We start from the raw sequence: 19,702 nt of genomic DNA, 5'->3' as shown, positions 1-19,702 counted from the left end.
TTTTTAAACCTTAATCTTGCAGCGATTTGCTTTTAAGTAGCTCGTTGTAGTAAGCGTTATTTTCTTGGCAGTAGAATATTCGGCTATAGATGTAGTCCTCGTTCAAAAAGAACACGTTTTCCGACAGTTCCTTTAGAACATCGTCCATCCGTTTGCGCTTTACATCGTACAGCTCGTGAAACTTTTGTACCAGCTGCTGATCTCGCTTTTTTATAAGGTCACGCTTACGCATACAGTAGATTTTTTCGAATGGGGTAAAGTTGTACTACAAATATAATGAATTCCTATTTTATGCTTTTTGCAAAAAAAGAGGCTCGATATTCGCGCCTCTTTTTTTTCTATAAACTACATTTTGCACCTAACAATCATTTACCATCGACAAAATCTGCGACTAAGTTTAGGGCTTCATTTAGTTTTGTAATTGCGTCTGTAAGTTTTACATCCGCACCTGCTTTTTCAACCTCTTCCATCGCTTTGTAGATGGATAATTCAGCAGGAGTACATTTATCCAACTGATTACGTCTCGGAAAATTTTCCATAACAATTGAGTTTAAACTTCGGATTTACATTATTTAATCTTGCTCCATTCGGTCTCCCAGCCGTACCGCTTTAGCCAGTTCTCCGGATCCATCTTTGCCCGGTTATGCAGCTGTACAAAGAAATCATACTGTTTGATTGCCATTATGCACTTTACCTTTTCGCTTTCATCCAGCTTGTCGTAAAGCGGCTCGCATCGCTTGCGGTTGATCTTCCTATTGTACCGCTCCCAAAACGAGGCAAAGGTTATGTCGATGGGAACATCCTTTAATCGTAGCGTTTTCGTGTTGTCGATCATCCACGTCAAAACTCCCGTCGTTAGCGGAAAGTAATCGAGAAACCACTTGAGCATGGCGGGTTCAAGCTTCGCCCTATTCTCAAACTTTTCCAGTACGCCATTCTCATCGTACCGCAGCTCTATCTCACCATCAAATTTTGACGATACTAGTAGCACATGCATTGGTCAAATGTTTAAACGGTTTCAGAATCAAAGTAAATCTTGTAAAAGGACATCTTCTTTTCGGCATCGTAACCTTTTTCCATTAACTCCCGGTTGCCATGCATGTAGATATGGAAGTTCTTGTCTAACTTAATCACGCTCTTAAACTGCTTGGCCATGCCTTTAACAACCCCTTCCGAAATATCGAATTCATCTTCTACCTTAACTTGGTAGAGTGTCGAGTACTTATCCTTGTAATCCTTAAAGGCTTCAACGATCTCGGGCTGCTCCAGGACCGTTGCCTCAAAGTCACCAGCGTTAAACACCTCGTTATCCTTAAAGTACTGCGCGGTGCGGTTGAGCATATCCACCCGATCCGCTGGATCTACCTCATTATCCTCGTTGAACACCTTCTTTACAAACTGCTTGCAAACATCTAGGTAGGTGCGGGTCTTGTAGTAGCTATCGTTTCTAGCCTTAACCTGCAGGAAGGCTTCCTTCCAGTAAACAGCCTCGCTATTCCTTGATGTGTTATCAACCACGCACACCTTGTAGCCAAAGTCCGATTCTGTATTAAGCACTAAGCATGCCTTATCCAGCGAGGTAGGGTTAATTCCAATAATCGGCTTAAGGTTCTTACCCTTGCCATTGTTTTCTACCACTAGGCTTGCCTGTGTACTTTCCGACTTAAAGATTCCCAACCCATCTACCACCTCTCCATCGCATACTATGTCTTTAAATAGGGCAACGAACAGCTCACCGCTTTTAATGTTGGGGTGATCCGAAACCTCGTAAAGCAACGTTGCCAATATTTTACTTGCATGCCCCAATGTATGGCCACCACTAAACACCTGCTCAACCGTTTTATAAACGGGATTTAAGTCGAGCGATGTAGCATGCCAAAAATTAAAGTAGGCGTCCCCTTTTATTGGAGCAAAGAAGAAGTTCAGCAGCAGTCCGGTAAGCATTTCGTTATTGTCAATGGCTACCTCATTCTCCGAAAACGACACGCCGTCTCCAACAAATTTATTACCTACACCATGAACGTAAAGTTCAACCATTGTGGCCTCTGAAAATTGAATCATTGTTTTAGATTTTATAAGGGTTACAACTTTTGATATAAGGGTTTATTTCTTTCAAGACTCTCGATCATGGCTACCGCTACGGCGGCAACCTGAATAAGCTCTTTTCTGTAGTTGGCAAGGCGATCAACATCTCGGTAGTACTCTTTGAAATGGTTTTCGAGAGCCTCTTTGCTGACCTCTCCAACTTCTTCAGTTAATATCGCAACCCATTCTATGGGTTTGTGGTTTTGCTCACCCCATTTGGCATCCTGAGCGAGCCTTTCATTTTTTATCTCTTCAAAGATTGAATCCATAATGCTTTAGTTTTTTGATTGTAGACTGTTGAAACTTTTTTAGCGTCTTCAAAGCCTTTTATACACCCTTCGTTGTATATCACATCCAGTTTATCTTTGATTTTTTCAAGGAAAAGCATGGAGTCATATATGGTTTCAAGTTTCGGTGGATTAGACAAGAAGTTTATCATATCTCGGATTAACTCTTCCTTTGTTTTCATGCAAGCACCTCCTCCAGTTTTACAGACTCTCCAGCCTTGATTTTTTCCGCAAGGGTAATCGCCTTCTTTTCATCAGGCGTTCGATTCGATTCATTTTTCTTCTTTGCCCCCCACGCTAGGAAACAAAGATGATTCGCCATGAAATCCTTTGCCGCATTTTCGTATCGCTGGCGTTTCGCTTTCTCATGATCGAGTATCAGACTTAATTCAGTAACCTTCGATTCTGATTCACCAACCGCCACCGACAAGCATGAAACGTTTCTTTCCAAATCATCAATGATACATTTCGATTCCGCTTTGATTCGTTCAACATCCTCTGCGTATCGTTTCGAATCATTTGCATCGGCCACGTGGTCGGTGTAGTTAATCAAACCGAGCGAGTAGGTGATTAATCCTGTAAAAACGGCCATAAAAACCGACAGAAGTAAACGAACGGGGTTATCATGCCCCGATGCAATTTGAGCGGCGAATTGAAGGTTAAAACCACAAAAGACGAGAAGAGCATCAAACGCCGGAAACACCACCTTTATCCACCTCTCCCGGCTCTTGCGCATCACCAGCACGGTGACCATGCTAAAGGCCATAGAGCCTACCACGGCAAAGAGCTTGTCTATCGCTCCAAACTCGTTGCCCAGGAATAGCAGGCTTTTCGAGTTAATGTAGCTCAGCTCGCACACCATAAACAGGAGCACAAATCCAACGCCAAGCTTACTGAGTAATTTATCTACCATCTCGTTTAGTCAAATAGTGATGGAAGTTTCTCTTCCGGTTCTGGCTCTGTTTGCTCAGGGAATAGGGCGCAGAGCGCTTCGTCAACCCCTACTTCCGCCATTATCTTTAAGGAAAGCATCTTCTTATCTCTGCTTCTATTGTACTCCTTTTGCAGCTGACGCATTACAAGTACCATTTCTTCAAACGATTTTTTTGCCATTGTTCCTTCTATTGGTAGTTTCACAATACACCTTGTAGCGCTTCCTGCGCTCCTTATTACTTTCAAAGCAGTTTGGTGGGTGAATTCGGTAGTACTTATCACCGATAATCTTGTAGTTTTTAGCAAGCCAATCGTTGTAGCTGTCGGCATTACCGATGCCAATATGATCTTTACAGCCTCCAGCGATAATGGTTACCAGCCCAACTACGGCGTATGCGGCTAATGTTGCTTTTACTAGTTCTGGTATCATTTTAAGCGGCATTTAAATGGTTTTTCAATAGGTTTTAACTGGCTTTTTAAAGAACTCCAACCTCTTTGGTTCGTATCGTATCATATACCTTCCGGTGCCTTGGCAATTCGAGCATACAACATCCTCGTAGTCGTCCATTCTGTCGTTCATCTGAGTCAGGAACCCAAACCCATGACAGAAGGAGCATAGCATCACCTTGTATCCATCGGCATCCAGCACATGTCTGGGTTTTGGTAGGGGCACAACATCTTGTGCCCTTACCGATATTTTAGAGTTTTCCACAACCCAACGTTTAGATGTCCGTGTATTTTAGAGCTACCCTGCGCATCTTCCCATTTTCTTCCGCCACGTCAACGTAGTAAAGGCGGTTGCCCGGCTCGGTTCGGATGGCCTTGTCAAATAGGTCGACCGCTTCTACAAATAGCTCCCATCCGGGGATCTTGTTGCGTTCTGCAGTAGCCTTATGGGCGCGTATCTCGTTAACGCTTGTTTGGTCTAGGTCGCCGCTACCCTTAAAGAGTAGGGAGTTTACCATGTCGCGGAGAAACGAGAACTTCTTAGACTCCTTTTCGTCCTTGTCGAACACAGCAAAGAACTCCTCAAACTTTGCCTTTACGATGCTCACGTAGGTCTTATCGAATATTAGCCTACGGGTGGTTCTGATATCAACGCCGATGGTCTTGTCGAAAGCCGAGAAGGTGAGCGATTCTGGCGTAGGTAGGCGCTTGTAGTCCTTTACTTGAGCATCCTTTAGCTTTGCCTCGTATACTTCCTGCTGGGCATCATCAACAGCATCGTTCAGCTCCTTTAGCGCCTTTTCTGCCTTAAGGGCACACCCGGCAATGCGCTGGGCATGCTTCTCTTCAACCTTTAGCACTGGATTAATAGCCCATGTATCCAGCTGCTTGCCGCTACCATCAGTCCAAACTTTACCTTTTTGCTTCATCTCTATTGTTTTTTAGTTGATTTTCTCGGTTTATTTCGTTCAAGTTTTCTTCCTTCAGTTCCTGCAGGCGGCGTTCCAGCGTTCGTGTATCTTCCGCAACCGCCTGATAGGTTCTCCGTTTGCGGTTTTCTGGTTTGCTCAACCAGTCATGTCGAGCATTTACCAGCTTGCTGAGGCTCTTTATATCCAGCACAAGAGCCTCTCGTGTGCTACGCTTATCCTTAACTTCCATAGCCTATTGCATTATTTGTAAGGGTTCGATATCGTATTTACCACTCAACGGAGGATCTATTCTATCCTCCAGCTGCTTCACCTTAAGTTCGGCAGCGCGGTAAAGGCGTAAATTCTTGTCCAAATCGTCGGTGGAGCACGTGCTTACTATTCGTTGCAGCTTATTAAGTTCCTTGTTGGCCTTTCTAAGCGCCCGCATGTACGTCCGTGTGTCATACTGTTTGGTTGGTTTTTCTTCGGTTTTCATGCTAATGGGTATTAGTTGAGATACGAGGCAACCTCTATCTCGGCTTTGGTTAGGTTATCCACGAATTTTAAGTCCTTTTGCTTTTTGATAAAGGCGTTGTAGATTGATCGTAGGCGCTCCAGCGGGATATCGTTAAACGCCTTGGTTTCCGCAGCCCTGCAGGCGATAGACTTAATCAGCTTGATATCGTTCTCCCGGCCCATTGCAGTAAGCCATCCGCCTATGGCGGCAATAACGCGCTTGCGGTATTTATCCAGCTCCCTTTTTTGTGGATTCAGCTCGCATTCCAGCTTGTCGCAAAGTTCTGCGAGCTGCTTCGAGGTTAAGTCCGTGCTGCTGGTCACCCCGTAGTTTTCAAACAGCATTTCCCGCTTGGATTCCTTGTCAAATCCGAGCCTCCCAAATAGGGTGTGCAGGCGTTTTATCAGGTATTTTTCGTGTACGGTTTGCATGGTTATGTTTTTTAGAATGGTTTAACTTGCTTGACCAACTTCACCCCAGTAGAGCTCCGCGTTGCGTTCCTCTATATCCACATGTCCTCCCTGAGAGAACCTGCTTACCACAAAGGCTCGTAGTCCAACTACGTTGATAATAACCTTGCTGAGTTTTCTCGCCATCTGCGCTACTGCAGGATATGGTTTCTTTCTATCCTCATGGGCAATAAGAATGATCAGCTTATTGGGTAGCCTATCAAGTAGATCCTTTTTTAGTCGGCTACTCTTAAGCTCATCGGCATACATCGTTAGGTTATCAATAATGATGATATTGGGAGTCTTGGGCTTGCTAAACTTCTCTACAATATCATCTACCGACAAGTACTCGTCAAAAACAATCTTGTCCGATGCGGTTATATTAGCCCTTAGGCATGCTTGCTTAAACGAGTCATCGACACCTTCTTCTGCTGATATGTAGGCTACCTTTTCCGATAGCGAGATGTCCTTTGCCAGCTGAAGCGTAAACCACGTTTTACCGTTCTTTTCCATGCCATATATCAGCCAGTAACCCTTCGCTTCAGCCTCACCAATCAGCTGGCGTAGTATCGGGTTTTGCAGCTTAACAGTTCGACCTCTTTTCTTTTGAAGTACGTTTGCCGCAGTTAGGCTTCTTGGCTGCGTTCGTTTCTTCTCGGCTCCCTTATCCGTTATATCTACCCCAACAGTCGCTTGCTCCTCCATCTCTAAGCCTCCATGTTTAGGATTAGCAGACTCTCAGCGCGGCGTAAACCGCCTACGTACCCGCTTCCATCGGTTGTTAGACACTTCTTAAGTATCGTAGGGAGTAGGCTCTTATCCTGCATATTTACCTCAAGAACGTCTGTTATGAGCTTCCTGTAAAACTGAAGCCTATCATGGTTGCCTGTGGGCACTACAGATGTATATCGTTCCGAGTATCGGCTAAAAAGTTCTCGGTAGCCTACTTTTCTACCATTGATTCCTCTTTCTATTTTGGCTCTTAAACCATCAGCACCTATCAGGTACCATCCGCAGGCACCGTCGGTTCCGTTCCATAGCTCCTTTAGCTCCAAAAAGGCGGGGTAGTCAAGGTCGCCAGCCTCATCAATTATGATGATTGGGTTAGGAAGCATCTTTATGTAGTACTTGATATTGGCCTTTACATCGGCAAATCGTCCTGTCGAATCCAATCCTATACGTTGGGCTATAAGCCTAATGAACAGCTGCTTTGTTTTAGCTTGAGAAGCATCGACGTAAAAGCAGTTTTTAAGGGATCTTGATAGGTACTGAGCGGTATAGGTTTTACCAATGCCACAATCGTCTACGCAAATTCGCCCTTTAGCGTACTCCTTACAAAAAAGTACGTCCTCCTCAATGGTCTTAAATACTTCCGTTTTTGCCGTATTCCATCGGCGCTCCGACATAGAAACTCCCAATTCACGGCCAAGGCTCAACCACTTTCCATCCTTCAAAATCTGTTCGGTTTCGCCTGCCTTCATACGGTTGAAAACAGAGCCGTTTATGCCCCACTGACGAGCAAAAGCAGCATCGGTACCATCAAAGTTCTTTCGAACCTCAAGTAGCGTTGTAATCACGCTATTTTTAAATTCGTTGGTTAGCTGTAACATATCGGTTGTTTTTTAATTAGAATCTATCCTTTAGTGAGCGGCTATACGATACCTCGCAGCGCTCGTTTTCAAACTCCTCCAGCGCTGGCATCATTTCTGCCTTATGCTCAGTCGTTGGAAGCGCCATTGGCTTCAGCTCGCTAATCTGAAACTTGCGATTCGGAGTCACTGGCCTCTTATCCTCAATGTGTATTCGTTCGAGCTTCTTCTTTTGGCGGCTCATGTAGCCATCTATGGTAGCGGTGTAGCGGCTCATCAGCTCTAAGGCCTTTTTATCCGATTCCTTTTGCTCAATTCTTGCCCTGTTGTATCGGGGTTTAGGGTGTAGCTCGCAGATGTAGCGGTCACCATCGGCTAGATAAACAAGCGCCTTCATCACTTTCCCGGCATTATCATCCAGCCAGTAAACATCCAGTTCCCGTCCTTCCACGATATCCATCAGATGTAGGAGTTTATCCCCCGTACAGATGCCTTCAGCATCACCAATTAGGTACTCTTCATACTGCAGGTTAACTATTCCAACATGGCAGCTGGTTCGGGTTTTATAGCCTAACGATGGGAGTATGGCCCTCCAGTTGGTAGGCTGCACGTCTGGATTTTGCGACTCCAGAAATACCTCCCAGCGTGTTTTGTCCTTAATTTTGGAGTGAGGCATGTTGTTCCAAGTCTCGATATCGCGAAGGCAGCCTTCAACTATCTTTTCGTAGGGTATTTGTGGCACTTGTCCTGGACCTGCCTCGTTCGCTTCGCTAATGGCAAACGGACGGGCCAGCCATCCCTCGCGCTTCTTCTCCAACTGGTAGCGTAGCTGTCTGTAGTAGGCCTCTATTCGCTTACCTCGTGCCTTGTTGGCTTCAATCCTGACATACTCAAACATGGCTCCTTCTCTTAGGAAGGTACTCTGGAAGCTGGAGTTTAAGCTTTTCTCACCCTCAAGCTCAGCAGGCATGCTTAACCCCCACATGGTGTAGTTTCTTACCAACTGACGGTAAAAGTCGATGATGATTCCTTCTTTGGTTTTGCCGTAAACCCAGCAGGTGAAGCATTCGCTACCAATATCGATGGCGTTATAGAACCATAGGCGCTTGCCCTTTGCATACTCAAACGGTGGTTGGCGGTCATCGATGGATATTAAGCTACCAGCCATCGTTGGCTGATCCATCGAGGCGTATGGTTTAAAGCGCTGCATGAACTTCTGCCTATCTCCGCTACGCTCCGCTTGCGTTCCGATAGCATTACGCCATTCCGCTAGGTAGTTGGTAACAGTTGCCGTGCTCAGCGACTTAATCGAAAAGTCAGATGGTTTATATATTTCTCCTGTTCTTTCGTTGGTCAGCTCAATGTAGCCTGAAAGGAAACCATCAAACTGGCGAGCAATTTCGGTGGCCGTTGGCTTATGCTCCTGCTTCGCGAAAAGGCAGTTAAGCAGTTGCTCAATATCTTCATCAACCTTCCTTGCGCTATCGTTACCCCAACCTCCATGAATAAGAACCTTGTATCCGTTTTTCTTATACTCGTTAAGCTTTTGCCTAAGTCGGGTAGGGTTAGATGGAAGGGTATGCCCAAATTTCTCCTTTACACGGTTGCATTCGTCCACCGTAGCCTCCCATGCTGTTTTGGTAGAACCTCGCAGGCTCTTGCGGTAGCCTACGCGTTCGGTGTACACCTTATTAAGCGTATTTAGCACCGAGGCGTTTACGGTATACTCTTCAATGGCCTCATCGGTAAGCGCCACCCCCGCTTTGGTTTCGCACGATGAGTAGAATGCAAGTGCCCTAGCATCCCGTTCGTACTTCGATTCGAACAGAGGAACCCTTACCTTTTCAGGTGGAGCTCCAAATGTCTTAACCAGTGCATCGCGCCATGCTTGCGGTAGGCTAGCCCACATCACAAGCATGGGAGTTCCTGGCCCATTTGAACGGAGTTTTCTTAAAGCCCCCTTGCTAATGCGAAGTTGGAATCCTCGCTCTCCTATAAGTTTTAGGCTATGCTCGCTGGCATTACGTCCATCAAACAGGTATCGGGCTAGCACGCCTAGTATATCGTTATGGTATTCGTATGGTGATTCCATAAATCCCTTAATTTTCCGTTTGCTCCCCGGCAGGTTCCGATGTGGCTGCTTACACGTACTCAAATCGTCGGGGATTGATATTGGGGCAGTATTAATTCTGTTTTTTTTCAATGCCGCCTCTTTCAATTGCGGCCTTCCTTATCCGTAGCGCTGTTGGTGATTCAATTTCCCCGTTTAACGCCTTACGCACAGTGGGGTGACTTACTTTAAAAAGTTCTGCAAGAACCTTTTTTTCCCCAAGGTCAACCAGTATGGGGTTCAACCCTTCAACCTTCTTTTTTTTTCTCATGATATCTCCGCTTTTAAAAATTAATATCTTTACAGGGTGTTTTACTTCAGAAACATATTGCAATATTATACGCTTTTGCGAACATTTCAAAATAATAAACTCTAAAAATACGCGTTTGCGAATATTATTTTGTGTTATGACTATCAATGAGAAGTTTAGTAAGATTATAGATGAACTTTATTCGGGTAACAAAAGGGCCTTTGCAAACTCAATAGGGGTTGCACCAACCGTTATTGAGAATATTGTAGGTAAAAGACAGGGGAATCCATCGTTCGACGTTTTGCAAAAAACCATATCCGCAAATGCGAACATAAATTCAGAATGGCTGCTTTCTGACAGAGGGGAAATGTTAAAGGCAAATGAAGAATCAAACGTTATAGTCCGTGAGTTTAAACTTAAAACCGACGATATGCGTAGATCTGATAGGGTTCCTTTATACAACATCGAAGCAGTTGCTGGTGTTGTAGCCATATTCGACGACTTACACAAGCAAAAGCCTACAGATTATCTAACCATTCCAAACCTCCCAAAGTGCGATGGTGCAGTTCATGTTACAGGAGATAGCATGTATCCGCTTCTAAAGTCTGGAGATATTATCGCTTACAAGGTCATTAATAACAAGGAAAATATCTTTTGGGGAGAAATGTACCTCCTTTCCATAGACTTCGACGGCGACACCTATATCACGGTTAAGTACGTACAGAAAAGCGACAAGGAAGGATACGTTAAGCTCGTATCCCAAAACCAATATCACCAAGACAAAGAAGTTCCTTTAGACAGCATCAAATTCGCTGCACTTGTAAAAGCGTCAATCCGTATCAACAGTATGGGATAGCGCACACGTTTTGAAGCACACTACTAGATGTTGTTTTATTCTATATTATTGGTTTTCACAACTTAAATTCATATTGTTATTTATATAACGCTAGGAATATAGGGGGGGCTATCCTTCTTTTTACCCATGTTAGCGGCTTGTTTTTGGATGTATCGGGGGGATTATGCCGCATTTTCAAACCCTGTTTTGTTCGCCTGTTATTTCGCCTGTTGCTTTTTTCGGGGTCTTTTTTGCATAAAAAAGCCCGGTAAGGCATCAACCTTCCGGGCGTCTGTTTTAATGCTGCTATATATGGCTATTTTAGCCAATTTAGGCTACTGTAAAGCCGTTTATGGCTGTTTGTACGTGTGGGGTAATTGGCGTTTAAATACACCTTTAAAAGTTAAAGCAGAATTAAACTGCAATTAAAGAAAATCACAACTCGTTTTAAATTTGCCGAATTTCAAAACACGTGTAACTAATTGTGTTTAAACAGAAATCGCACAATTTTATAATGCTATACAGATACAATTCATTTTTTACCCCCTAGCAGAAGTTTCAAAGCTGCCTGTGAAAGTTTGATTCTAGCTTGTAAAACATGAGTTATTGTAGGTAAAACATGCATTTCGGTATGGTAAATGTGTTTTTCAGTGGGTAAAAGTCACTTTCCTGTAGGTAAAAGTATCTTTCTGGTGGGGAAAAGCCTCCTTCCTGCAGGTGAAAGTTACTCTTCTGTGGGTAAAACTTGTTTTCTACAGGTGAAAATCTCTTGCCGATGGCGCTACAGAAAGAAAAGGCCAACTCCCGCAATGGCAATCAGTGCCCCGATAACCTCCTTTGACGTCACCTTTTCTTTGAATAGAAAGATGGCCGCTGGAATGATGAGGATGGGCATTATGGACATGATGGTGGAGGCAATGCCTGTTGATGTATGCTGTATGGCAAATAGCGAGAGGGATACTCCCAGAAAGGGGCCAAACACCGAGCCAATGGCAACCACGCCTACAACCTTCGGATTTTGGACAGACTGAAAGAACTTCGGCCACTGCCTGATGAAAAAGAAAACTAAAGCAAAGCCAACCAGTGCCGCAATAGCCCTGATTTCCGTTCCCTGAATGGCGTTGTAGCTGCCAATGCCGTACTTGCTTAGCACCAGCCCAAATCCTTGTCCGAATGCGCCACCAAAGGCAAGAAGAATGCCCTTTAGCGGATACGAAAGCTTGAGTTTCCCATTCTCGGTTCCATTTTCACCGTTGTCGGAGGGGCGCTCCAGAATCACTAGGGCAATTCCGCTAAGGGTTAAAGCCATTCCCAGCAGGCTGGTTGCCGACATCGTTTCACCCATGATCAGCCAGCCGAAGATGGCCGCAATCGGCGAACTGAGTGTCATTACCAGCATACCAACGCGCGCTCCAACCACAACGTAGGCCTGAAAGAGGCAGAGATCGCCAAATACGAAACCAACTAGGCCAGATAGCGACAGCCAAAGTATGTTGTGCGAAGTAGCGTTAACTGGTAAGAAACTTCCGTAGGTAAAGTAGCTGTATGCCGAAAGAAGTACAATGGCTATGAGCATTCGGATCATGTTAACGTTTACCGACCCAATCTTTTTCCCTGCTATTTGGTAGGTTATCCCTGTAATCGTCCAACAGAATGCGGTGACAAGAGCCGCCAACTGCCCAATGTGGTGTGCCATTAAAATGAATTTTGGCAAATTTACAATTCTCAAAAAAATACGAGCCTCGCTTTAAGAAAAATACAGAAATTATCCCAAGGGTGACTCTCTTGGATTAGGCTGTGTATCGTGCGTTTGTGATAGTATATCGTACGTTTATGATAGTATACCGTACAATATGTGTAGAAAACCGTGTGAAAGTAGTAATGTATCGTGTAGAATTGTTAATGAACCGTGTTAAAATGCAAAAGAAACGTTTAAGTACAGCTATTAGACGTGTATAATAATCAAAAATACGTGCATTTGATGTATAAATACGTGTAAAACGAGCAAAAATACGTGTGATTTGCAGATAAAGCTAAAAAACATATGAGCTGCAATACCAACCTTTTTCTGCTCTTTTAGCTGGCTACGTAGATTTTTTACCATCAATTATTTTTGCAGTAAAATGAAAAAAAAACGGAGCAATAGCATGTATTGTTGTTAAAACATTTTAATATTGCCAATAGTAGAAACCCTTAATGATGACGATATGCTAAAAAAAGTTGATATAAATGAGGTAAAGAAAAGCGCCACTAAGCTTATAGGGAAAGACTGGATGCTAATTACCGCTGGCAATCCAGACAATTGCAATACAATGACGGCTTCGTGGGGAGGATTTGGAGAACTTTGGAATATGCCCGTTGTGATGATTTTTGTTCGCCCATCTAGGTTTACGTACAGCTTTGTTGAAAGCGAAGATTACTTTACGGTGTCATTCTTCGATGAGAAGTATCGTAGCACGTTGCAGCTATGCGGAACGGTATCAGGCCGTAAGGTGGAAAAGATAAAGGAGGCCGGCTTGACCCCTGTTCTTTCGGAACATGGAAGCACCTATTTCGGGGAAGCTAAACTGGTATGCGAATGCCGAAAAGTATACTTTGCCGATATCGATCCAGCCAATTTCCTTGAGGAGAAAATAAAGAAGTTTTACCCTCATAACGATTACCATCGCATGTTTATTGGGGAAATTGTGAATACGTACATGAAGTAGGGAGATTTATATCTTCCTCTTTTTTGATTATAATCTTGGGCTGCATTTAAAATTAATTGTATTTGTATGTTCGCACTTCGAAGATGTCGACGAACTCTTCCTTATGGATTAAAAGATGTAGAGTTTTACCTCTATCTTTTAGTCTTTGTGCTATCGTACCTACTGCTAAAAGAGATACTCACCTGCCTTCCTGGCGGGTGTAGTTACTTTTATCCGCAGCTTGTTGCCGTGATAGTTGGCACCATATTTTTTGGATTTGAGTTTGGTTTGATAAATGCGGTTGCTCCCCCTTTGCTATTTTTCTTTTTTATTGGGGCAGATACTTCCTTTTTGGAGCTAGAGCTAACGCGTGAGGTGCTCGTTTTTATACTAGTCGTAGCTGCGTTGGTGTTCCGTAGGATTACTCCCAAGTTCTGGAATTTCTTTATCCTAATCGTTATTGCGGAGGTGGGGGCAATGCTCGTCCTGCTGGTGGCAGGTGGCGAATTTCTCATCTTGCTGAAACAAGCGGTATTCTTATTGCCAGGAATGGCTTTGGGGAGCTTGCTTTCGCTTGCCCTGCTGAAGGCCTTATGTGCGATAGAGAGTCGTAGTATTGATCAATGTCGTAGAAAATAAAGGAGGGGGTCAATTGACCCCCTCTCTAATTATCTAATTATTTACGAAATCTTTCTAGCGCCATCGCTGATGACTACATCGTAAACGGTAGGCTTTTTCCCGAATTGCTTTTCGAATTGAGCTACTGCTGCTGCAACAAACTCGTCGTGGTTGGCCTCGGCAACAACGTTGATGGTGCACCCACCAAAGCCGCCGCCCATCATTCTGGCACCAATTACTCCGCTAACCGACTTTGCCACATCAACAAGGAAGTCGAGTTCCTTGCAGCTAACCTCGTAGTACTTGCTGAGCCCTTCGTGAGAGCCGTACATCTCCTTGCCAAACGAAAGGATGTCGCCTTTCTTTAGCGCTTCGCAGGCCGCGTTAAGGCGGATGTTCTCCTTCACCACGTACTCGCAGCGGTTGTAAACCACAGGGCTAAGCTCCGCCTTTACTTCGGCAAGCATTTCGAGGGTAACATCGCGCAGGCTTTCTACTTTAGGATGTCTCTTGATAATCGTAGCAATGCCTTCCTCGCATTGGGCCCTGCGAACGTTGTACTCCGAAGAAGCCAACGAGTGCTTAACGTTGGTGTCGAGTAGGATTACCCTGTATCCATCAAGTTTAAAAGGAACCAGCTCGTAATCCAACGAACGGCAGTCGAGCTTCATCAGCATGTCCTTCTGCCCATGCAGCGAGGCAAACTGGTCCATAATTCCACAGCGTACACCTGCATAGTTGTGCTCGGCTAGCTGACCAACCTTAGCCAGCTGCATGCGGCTTAGACCAAAGCCATTCATGTCGTTAATGGCAAAGGCAAAAGCGCTCTCAAGTGCTGCTGATGATGATAGTCCGCCGCCAAGTGGAATGTTTCCTCCAAATACGCAGTCGAATCCAGGAGTCGTAAAGCCTAGCGCCTTAAGCTCCATGATAACGCCTAGGATGTAGTTGGCCCAGGCATATGGAGTTTTTTGTCCGTTTGCTACAAATGAGGTTTCCTCGTTGTAGTCGATAGACCTTACGTTGAAAGATTCGGTGCCGTTAGGCTTAACCTCAAGGATGATAGCCTTGTCGATAGCACCAGGAAGAACGAAGCCAAGGTTGTAGTCGGTGTGTTCGCCAATGAGATTCACACGGCCAGGAGCAGCGTAAACTGCTCCGGTGGTGTGAAACCTTTCATTGAAAGACTTTCTAACTGTTTCCTTTAACATTTTGTGATGTTGGTATTACCACCAAATGGTGTAGATTACTATAAGAAATAAACAGATTAACGCTGCAGATACTTTAAACCTAGTTGTGGTTTTAAATAGATCTGGAGTAATGATAATTGCTTTGTCGCTTGGTTTGTTACCCTCAGCGTATGCAGTAACAACCATTACTAAAACGCATAGGATAAACACAATGCCCATACGGTCCATGAAAGGGATCTCAGGTGCTAAGAACTTCAATGCTACAGAGAAGATGAAAGTACCTAATGCCGCAAGAAGCGCACCGTTTGCAGATGCCTTTTTCCAGAAGAATCCGAGTAGGAAGATGGCAAGAGCACCTGGGCTAACAAAACCGGTGAATTCCTGAATGAACTGGAATGCTTGATCGAGGTTCTGTAGCATAATCGCAATAGGGAACGCAATAATAAGAACTACACCAGCAGAGATTCTCCCGGTAAGAACAAGGTTGTTTTGCGATGCCTTCTTGTTGATAAATCCTTTGTAGATGTCCATCGTAAAAATGGTTGAGATGCTATTAAGCATTCCGGCAACAGCACCAATAATTGCAGCAACCAGAGCAGCAAAAGCCAACCCTTTAATACCAGTAGGTACAATGTTAGAAAGCAACCAAGGATAAGCCTCGTCGGGTTTGCTGATGTCTGCATTTAGTGCAAATGCAACAATACCAGGAATAACAACGATTAGGGGGAGAAGAAGTTTAAGGAATCCGGCAAATACTAACCCTTTTTGGGCTTCGTTGATGCTCTTTGCAGCAAGCGCACGTTGAATGATGAATTGGTTACATCCCCAGTAGTATAGGTTGGCAATCCATAATCCACCAACAAGAACGCTAATACCAGGAAGATCCATGTAGGCATCCTTGCTGCCACCCTTACCATCGGCTATCATGTGCTGACCTTTGGTTAGTACCATATCGAAGTGGTCCTTGTGATCTCTGGTAAGTGTTATGAATCCATCGAGAGGATTTCCGTGTCCAAGTGCTTTTAGGGCAACATAGGTGGTAACCAAGCCACCTCCAATTAGGAATACTACCTGTACAACATCGGTTACAGCTACTGCTTTTAATCCGCCAAAGATTGCGAACGAAGCAGCGAGCAATCCAAGCACAATGATACCAATCCATAATGGATCAACAACGACACCCGATATGAGCAGGTTTTGTCCTTCAAAAAGAACGTTCTTAACGGTAAGGGCACCTAAGTAGAGGATAGAAGCAAGGTTTACGAAAACGAATACGATCAACCAGAATATGGCCATAACCGTCTTTACGCGCTTGTCGTAGCGTTGCTCTAGGAACTCGGGCATGGTGTAAATACCCATCTTTAGGAAGATTGGTAGGAAGAATACCGCTACGATAATCAGCGTTAGTGCTGCCATAAACTCGTACGATGCAATACCCATTCCTATCGCATAACCCGATCCCGACATGGCGATAAACTGCTCGGCCGAAATGTTACTTGCAATAAGCGATGTGCCAATAACCCACCAACTAAGGCTCTTGTCCGCAATAAAGTACTCAGAGGCATTCTTTTTTTTACCCCCCTTGTTGCGCGAAACCCACAATCCGACGCTTATAATAATCAAAATATAAGCCATCAGGACAACGTAATCCAATGTTGAAAATGACATGCGTGCTAATGTTTTAGATTAAACTGATAAACTATTGTCTGGTTGTACTCTCTGCCTGGTCGGAGCAGGGTACTCGGAAAAGACTCAATGTTTGGACTGTTAGGGTAGAACTGTGGCTCTAGGCAAAAGGCACTCCTTTTGGGATAGACTTTGCCATGTTTGCCGGGTTGTACCCCATTTTCGAAGTTGTCTGTGTAAAATTGAACCCCTGGAAGTGTACAGTATACGTCCAGGGTTCTGCCCGATTTAGGATCGAGTACTCGAGCACAGTGCGAGAGTCCTTCCTCCTTTTTGTCGATAACGTAGCAGTGATCGTAACCTTTACATTTCTGTATAGGCTCGTATTCGCTGAAGATGCCATCACCTATAACCTTGGCTTCCTTTAGATCGAGCGGTGTATTTGCAACAGGAAGTATGTTGCCTGTTGGAACGGAGTTGCAGTCCGTCTCGAGGTAGCTACTGGCATCAATGGATACGATATGATCTAGTATCGAATCGCAGTCATCTCCGTTAAGGTTAAAGTAGGAGTGATGCGTTAGGTTGATGTGGGTAGGCTTGCTGGTAGTTGCTCGATAGTCCAGCGACAACTTTAAGTTGTTGCTCCACTTGTAGCAAATGCTGATGTTGGTATCGCCAGGGAATCCGTATTTCCCATCGGGTATGCTGCAGCTGAATGTTACCGCATCGTTCTCTACCTCGTAGTCCCAAACCTCGGCCTCAATGGCGCTGCTGCCGCTATGGAGCAGGTTGGCACCCTCGTTGGGGGTAAGGTGGTAGGTTTGTCCGTCGATGGTAAACGAGGCATCCTTAATGCGGTTCGCAAATGGACCTGGGTTCGATCCAAAAAAGCGCTCTCCGTTAAGGTAGCTTTCCAGATCGTTGTAGCCAAGTACAACATCGGCTAACTTGCCATTTTTGTCAGGGATAACAAGCGATACTAACTTTGCTCCGTAGCTGGTAACCTTAATGTATGCCCCACTTTCGTTTTCGAAAGTAATTAGGTCGACTTGCTTTCCTTGAGGCGTTACCCCAAACTTGTCTATTGAGATTTTCATGTGATGGCGTCTCTCTTTGCTTTTGTTAGGCTTGGAAAGAGCAGTGCTTACTGCCTTTTAGGTGGCAGGCACCGCTCTTTGTCCCTATGTCTATTCCCAAAGTTTGCTTGGGTATTCGCCGTTCTTGATAAGGCTATTCAGCTTCTCAACTACAGCAGGACGGTCGCCTTGGTAGGTTACGCCAAACCACTGCGCGTTGGTGTCAAGAACCTTAAGGATTGATGTCCCATCGTTGATGAGCTTGTTAACCACTAGCGGAATAAAGAATTCCGACTTGATGTTTTCCATGTTGTTGGCAAGGAAATCGGTGAACATGGCATCCGAATGCTCGAAGTAGTCGGGGGTAAAGCCCCACATGTTCATCGAAACAATGGTGTCGGCTGCAACGGCAACCTGTTCGCCATTTTCGTCCTTATACTTAATAACGCCATCGATCTTTTCGATGCTGGTACGCTCTACCACACCAGTTAGGTTCTTGTTGGCATCAGAGCTGCAAACTCCGCGCGATACAGAACCCATCTCCGAAAGCGTATTGCCCAAGTGATAGCCCACCATGCAGTACTCGTTCTTCTTGCCGTTGATCTCGCTAAGGAACTTACCTAGTACGGCAAAGGCATCCTTGCCGTAGAAATCGTCGGCATTGATAACCGCAAAAGGTTCCTTAATGGCATCCTTTGCCATCATAACGGCATGGTTTGTACCCCAAGGCTTGGAGCGCTCTGGATTAAGGGTAAACTGGCTTGGGATCTTGTTTAGCTCCTGAAGCACGTAGTCCACTTCAATCTTATTGCCGTAGCGCTCCTTCGAGAACATTTCCTTAAACTCCTTTTCGAAGCTGCCACGGATTACGAATACCACCTTGCCGAATCCGGCGCGGATAGCGTCGTAAACCGAGTAATCCATGATGGTCTCGCCGTTTGGACCAAGCCCATCCATTTGCTTAAGGCTGCCGTAGCGGCTTCCCATTCCGGCAGCGAGTATCAACAATGTTGGTTTCATCTTATTATTTTTATTGCTGTTGTTTGTAATGCTCGATTAAAGAGAACCGCGGATGATTAGCGAGAACGGATTCTCGATTTGTGCGGTTGTTTTGTTTAGGATAAAGTTGGCAAGCGTTTCTCCCATTTTGGCAAAGTCGGTGGATATGGTGGTGATACCGTTGGCAACTACCTCCTTTAGTGGCGTATCATTAAGCGAGATAATGCCGATGTCGGAGCCGATCTCTAAGTTGTTGCTGCGGGCAAGTTTCACCAACTCCACTAGGTGTGCATCGTTAACTACTAGGTATGCTTCCCCTGCCTTAACCGTTCTATCTTTTAGGTCGTTTACCACCTCGAAGGGGATGTTTGCTTCCTTGCAGAAGTGGATGAATCCGCGTAACTGAGACTCTGGCTCTTTACCACCAGGGTACACCGATATGATTTTTTTGTACTTGGCGATTAAATCCTTTGCCTCCATCAGCCCGCTGTACACCTGCTTCTCAAAGTTCTGGTAGATGGTTGGGTAGTTCCCTCTCAGCTCCACAGGAAGCTGGTCGAGGACGTAAACCTTACCCTTTAGGTCACCAAGTAGCGACGATATGCCGGTAAACTGGGCGGGCATTACCACATAGGCTGTGTACTTGTAGTTGTTCTCCTTCAGCAGGTGGTTGAAGATCTTTCGATTGAAATTGTGGAAGTAGAGATCGACGTTGGCTTTGCCATCGATGGTTTTGATGAATGAGTTGTAAAGTTCCTCCTTGAAGGCGTTTAATTCATCGTATAGAAGCATGATGTTTTGCTCCATCTTCACGTTGGTGGAGCAGACATAGTACGCCTTGCCAGGATGAGCGGATATGATACCTTTTGACTTTAACTCGTTGTAGGCGGCAAGCACCGTGTCGCGCGAAAGATCGAATTCGTCGCAGATTTCGTTAATGGATGGCATTTTATCGCCCAGCACCAACCGACCCTCGCTAATAGCGCCAAGGACGGAATTGATGATCTGCTTGTACTTCGAAACAGATAGGCTTTTGTCGATGCAAATGAAATCGAGTTGGCACATAAGGTTCCCTCTTTTAACTGGTGGGTAA

The 19,702-nt window shown here is 44.9% G+C and carries 27 protein-coding genes; 3 read left to right on the top strand and 24 right to left on the bottom strand.

The genetic code is table 11. The features are described from left to right. Positions 1–10: 10 nt before the first annotated feature. The 18 genes from ACHZA1_RS04070 to ACHZA1_RS03985 form a co-directional block, all read right to left on the bottom strand. Positions 11–232, bottom strand: a complete 222-nt coding sequence (locus tag ACHZA1_RS04070) for a hypothetical protein (protein WP_320053960.1) — start codon at positions 230–232, stop codon at positions 11–13. A gap of 133 nt (positions 233–365) precedes the next feature. Further along, a complete protein-coding gene (locus ACHZA1_RS04065) occupies positions 366–539 on the bottom strand; it encodes a hypothetical protein (protein WP_320053959.1) in 174 nt (57 codons plus the stop codon). 29 nt (positions 540–568) lie between these two features. Then, entirely contained in the window at positions 569–997 is a 429-nt protein-coding gene (locus ACHZA1_RS04060) for a hypothetical protein (RefSeq protein ID WP_320053958.1), read from the bottom strand. A gap of 11 nt (positions 998–1,008) precedes the next feature. Further along, a complete protein-coding gene (locus tag ACHZA1_RS04055) occupies positions 1,009–2,061 on the bottom strand; it encodes a nucleoid-associated protein (RefSeq protein WP_320053957.1) in 1,053 nt (350 codons plus the stop codon). Positions 2,062–2,081: 20 nt separating this feature from the next. Then, complete coding sequence (locus ACHZA1_RS04050) at positions 2,082–2,354, bottom strand: MazG-like family protein (protein WP_320053956.1); 273 nt, start codon at positions 2,352–2,354, stop codon at positions 2,082–2,084. Next, positions 2,330–2,554: a hypothetical protein gene (locus ACHZA1_RS04045; protein WP_320053955.1), complete on the bottom strand. Its 225-nt coding sequence runs from the start codon at positions 2,552–2,554 to the stop codon at positions 2,330–2,332. The genes ACHZA1_RS04050 and ACHZA1_RS04045 overlap by 25 nt, the downstream gene beginning before the upstream one ends. Beyond that, entirely contained in the window at positions 2,551–3,285 is a 735-nt protein-coding gene (locus ACHZA1_RS04040) for a hypothetical protein (RefSeq protein ID WP_320053954.1), read from the bottom strand. The genes ACHZA1_RS04045 and ACHZA1_RS04040 overlap by 4 nt, the downstream gene beginning before the upstream one ends. Before the next feature lie 5 nt (positions 3,286–3,290). Next, positions 3,291–3,461 (bottom strand): hypothetical protein, encoded by a 171-nt coding sequence (locus ACHZA1_RS04035; RefSeq protein WP_320053953.1) that lies wholly within the window; start codon positions 3,459–3,461, stop codon positions 3,291–3,293. A gap of 4 nt (positions 3,462–3,465) precedes the next feature. Then, positions 3,466–3,735, bottom strand: a complete 270-nt coding sequence (locus tag ACHZA1_RS04030) for a hypothetical protein (protein ID WP_320053952.1) — start codon at positions 3,733–3,735, stop codon at positions 3,466–3,468. Positions 3,736–3,759: 24 nt separating this feature from the next. Then, complete coding sequence (locus ACHZA1_RS04025) at positions 3,760–4,017, bottom strand: hypothetical protein (RefSeq protein WP_320053951.1); 258 nt, start codon at positions 4,015–4,017, stop codon at positions 3,760–3,762. Between the two features lie 10 nt (positions 4,018–4,027). Next, positions 4,028–4,681, bottom strand: coding sequence for a hypothetical protein (locus ACHZA1_RS04020; RefSeq protein ID WP_320053950.1), 654 nt, complete (start codon positions 4,679–4,681; stop codon positions 4,028–4,030). Continuing rightward, positions 4,665–4,913 carry a hypothetical protein gene (locus ACHZA1_RS04015; protein ID WP_320053949.1) on the bottom strand — a complete coding sequence of 83 codons (249 nt, stop codon included), beginning with the start codon at positions 4,911–4,913 and terminating at the stop codon, positions 4,665–4,667. Before ACHZA1_RS04015 ends, ACHZA1_RS04020 begins: the two co-directional genes overlap by 17 nt. Before the next feature lie 3 nt (positions 4,914–4,916). Then, positions 4,917–5,159, bottom strand: coding sequence for a hypothetical protein (locus ACHZA1_RS04010; RefSeq protein WP_320053948.1), 243 nt, complete (start codon positions 5,157–5,159; stop codon positions 4,917–4,919). 11 nt (positions 5,160–5,170) lie between these two features. Then, on the bottom strand, positions 5,171–5,611 hold the full coding sequence (locus tag ACHZA1_RS04005; RefSeq protein WP_320053947.1) for a phage protein GemA/Gp16 family protein: 441 nt from the start codon (positions 5,609–5,611) through the stop codon (positions 5,171–5,173). A gap of 21 nt (positions 5,612–5,632) precedes the next feature. Further along, positions 5,633–6,334 (bottom strand): hypothetical protein, encoded by a 702-nt coding sequence (locus tag ACHZA1_RS04000; protein WP_320053946.1) that lies wholly within the window; start codon positions 6,332–6,334, stop codon positions 5,633–5,635. A 2-nt stretch (positions 6,335–6,336) separates the two neighbouring features. Then, positions 6,337–7,239 carry an ATP-binding protein gene (locus ACHZA1_RS03995; RefSeq protein WP_320053945.1) on the bottom strand — a complete coding sequence of 301 codons (903 nt, stop codon included), beginning with the start codon at positions 7,237–7,239 and terminating at the stop codon, positions 6,337–6,339. 16 nt (positions 7,240–7,255) lie between these two features. Next, positions 7,256–9,310, bottom strand: a complete 2,055-nt coding sequence (locus ACHZA1_RS03990) for a hypothetical protein (RefSeq protein ID WP_320053944.1) — start codon at positions 9,308–9,310, stop codon at positions 7,256–7,258. Between the two features lie 91 nt (positions 9,311–9,401). Beyond that, entirely contained in the window at positions 9,402–9,599 is a 198-nt protein-coding gene (locus ACHZA1_RS03985) for a hypothetical protein (protein ID WP_320053943.1), read from the bottom strand. A gap of 136 nt (positions 9,600–9,735) precedes the next feature. Here ACHZA1_RS03985 and ACHZA1_RS03980 point away from each other — a divergent pair, with 136 nt between their 5' ends. Beyond that, entirely contained in the window at positions 9,736–10,434 is a 699-nt protein-coding gene (locus tag ACHZA1_RS03980; protein ID WP_320053942.1) for a S24 family peptidase, read from the top strand. Positions 10,435–11,194: 760 nt separating this feature from the next. Here the strand turns inward: ACHZA1_RS03980 and ACHZA1_RS03975 are convergent. After that, positions 11,195–12,109 carry a DMT family transporter gene (locus ACHZA1_RS03975; protein ID WP_320053941.1) on the bottom strand — a complete coding sequence of 305 codons (915 nt, stop codon included), beginning with the start codon at positions 12,107–12,109 and terminating at the stop codon, positions 11,195–11,197. 478 nt (positions 12,110–12,587) lie between these two features. Between ACHZA1_RS03975 and ACHZA1_RS03970 the strand changes: the two genes are divergently transcribed. Both ACHZA1_RS03970 and ACHZA1_RS03965 read left to right on the top strand, forming a co-directional pair. Beyond that, positions 12,588–13,121 carry a flavin reductase family protein gene (locus ACHZA1_RS03970; protein ID WP_320053940.1) on the top strand — a complete coding sequence of 178 codons (534 nt, stop codon included), beginning with the start codon at positions 12,588–12,590 and terminating at the stop codon, positions 13,119–13,121. A 66-nt stretch (positions 13,122–13,187) separates the two neighbouring features. After that, on the top strand, positions 13,188–13,739 hold the full coding sequence (locus tag ACHZA1_RS03965) for a hypothetical protein (protein WP_320053939.1): 552 nt from the start codon (positions 13,188–13,190) through the stop codon (positions 13,737–13,739). 41 nt (positions 13,740–13,780) lie between these two features. On the opposite strand, the gene galK is transcribed toward ACHZA1_RS03965, so the two are convergent. From galK to ACHZA1_RS03940, 5 genes are all read right to left on the bottom strand, one after another. After that, positions 13,781–14,929, bottom strand: coding sequence for a galactokinase (galK, locus tag ACHZA1_RS03960; RefSeq protein ID WP_320053938.1), 1,149 nt, complete (start codon positions 14,927–14,929; stop codon positions 13,781–13,783). 15 nt (positions 14,930–14,944) lie between these two features. Continuing rightward, a complete protein-coding gene (locus tag ACHZA1_RS03955) occupies positions 14,945–16,576 on the bottom strand; it encodes a sodium/sugar symporter (protein ID WP_320053937.1) in 1,632 nt (543 codons plus the stop codon). 5 nt (positions 16,577–16,581) lie between these two features. Next, positions 16,582–17,631, bottom strand: coding sequence for an aldose epimerase family protein (locus ACHZA1_RS03950; protein WP_320053936.1), 1,050 nt, complete (start codon positions 17,629–17,631; stop codon positions 16,582–16,584). A gap of 90 nt (positions 17,632–17,721) precedes the next feature. Next, entirely contained in the window at positions 17,722–18,630 is a 909-nt protein-coding gene (locus tag ACHZA1_RS03945) for a sugar phosphate nucleotidyltransferase (protein WP_320053935.1), read from the bottom strand. Between the two features lie 36 nt (positions 18,631–18,666). Further along, positions 18,667–19,674 (bottom strand): GntR family transcriptional regulator, encoded by a 1,008-nt coding sequence (locus ACHZA1_RS03940; RefSeq protein WP_320053934.1) that lies wholly within the window; start codon positions 19,672–19,674, stop codon positions 18,667–18,669. Positions 19,675–19,702 lie beyond the last annotated feature (28 nt).

The sequence above is a fragment of the uncultured Acetobacteroides sp. genome (assembly GCF_963667355.2).
Lineage (GTDB): Bacteria > Bacteroidota > Bacteroidia > Bacteroidales > ZOR0009 > Acetobacteroides.
This window is presented reverse-complemented; position numbering and strand designations above follow the sequence as displayed.